A 1,661-nucleotide genomic window follows, 5' to 3' on the forward strand; every position below is an offset into this window, starting at 1 on the left:
CCCCCTATGGCAGGATAGTTGTCACCCCTAAATATTAATCCAAATGGGGGGCACAAGGACCAATCATGCCAAGATATAGTGACGATCGTAAACAAGCCATACTCAGCAAACTGCAACCCCCATTAAACCTAAGCGTGGCTCAAGTATCAAGAGAGGAAGGCATCGGTCTTCAGACCCTGTATAATTGGCGCAATCACGCCAGAGAACAAGGTCAGCCCATGCCGACAAATAAACGTACTCCTGATAACTGGTCAAGCGAGACCAAACTTGCCACCGTCATCGAAACAGGCGGCTTATCCGAGACCGAGCTTAGCGAATACTGCCGTAGTAAAGGTCTCTATGTTGAGCAAATAAAAGCGTGGCGCACTGACGCTCTTAAGGGCTTTAGCAGCAGCAAACAACAAAGCCTTAAAGACAAGCGTCAACAGCAGACAGACCGCAAGCAGATTAAGCAACTCACCCGAGAGCTTGCTCGAAAAGAAAAAGCCTTGGCTGAAACCGCCGCCTTACTGGTGCTCAGAAAAAAGCTGGATGCGTTTTGGGAGACCGAACCCGAGGACGACTAACTTCACTCCCAGAGCGCATCCAATACATAGAATGGATACAAGACGCCACCCAAGCAGGCGCTAGGCTCAACCCTGCCTGTTGTGAGGTTGGCATCAGCGTGCGTACCTATCGGCGCTGGTATAAAGATTCTCAAGTGCAGCAAGATAAGCGTGCTGAAGCTATCCGCCCTGTACCGGCTAACAAGATGAGCGTAGCGGAACAAGCCGCCATTATAGCCGTCTGCAATCAGCCCCGCTTTGCCAGTCTACCCCCGACCCAAATCGTACCCACCTTACTTGATGAAGGCATATATCATGGCTCAGAGTCTACCTTTTACCGACTACTTAAGCAGCATAATCAGCTCAACCATCGAGGTCGTCGCTTAGCCCCTAGCGCATCAAAGGCACCACAAACCTTTACTGCGACCGCTCCAGGTCAGGTGCTGTGCTGGGACATCACTTATTTGCCAAGTCCCATACGGGGGCAGTTCTATTACCTGTACATGATAGAGGATGTCTATAGCCGTAAGATTGTCGGCCAGGAGGTGTATGATTGTGAGTCAGGAGTATTAGCAGCTCAGCTGCTTGAGCGTACCCTCATCCGTGAAAAGGTGCTACATAGCGGTGTGGTATTACACTCAGACAATGGGGCACCGATGAAGGCGCAAACTATGAGGATGAAGGCCTATGAATTAGGCGTTGTGACGTCATATAGCAGACCGCGTGTGAGTAATGACAACCCCTTTGCAGAGTCTTTGTTTAAGACGTGCAAGTATCGTCCTAGTTGGCCCACCCAAGGCTTTAAAAGCTTAGAGGCGGCTCGTGACTGGGTGCTGAGCTTCACGCGCTGGTACAATAATGAGCACAAACACAGTCAGCTGAACTTTGTGACGCCGAGTCAGCGCCATACGGGTGAGGATAAGGAAATACTGGCAAAACGTAAGCTGACGATGCAGCAAGCTAAAGCTCAAAATCCAATACGTTGGGGCAGTCAAGAGGTGAGAGATTGTGAGCCTGTGGGTCCGACGACATTGAATCCTGTAAAAGAGCCAGAAAAGATGAGATTACAAGCTGCTTAATTGGGCTTGATGGTGACAACTAGCTTGAAAAACTCCG

Annotated in this window: 1 protein-coding gene; it reads left to right on the plus strand. The window is 50.0% G+C overall.

Annotation, left to right across the window (positions count from 1 at the left end):
* Positions 1 to 65 precede the first annotated feature (65 nt).
* Positions 66 to 1,624, plus strand: a protein-coding gene (locus tag QL919_RS14040) for an IS3 family transposase (RefSeq protein WP_290190087.1) whose coding sequence is annotated in 2 segments (ribosomal slippage) — positions 66 to 531 and positions 531 to 1,624 — 1,560 coding nt in all. Because the reading frame shifts where the segments join, the coding sequence is not laid out codon by codon here.
* Positions 1,625 to 1,661 lie beyond the last annotated feature (37 nt).

The sequence above is a fragment of the Psychrobacter sp. APC 3426 genome (assembly GCF_030408035.1).
Classification (GTDB): domain Bacteria; phylum Pseudomonadota; class Gammaproteobacteria; order Pseudomonadales; family Moraxellaceae; genus Psychrobacter.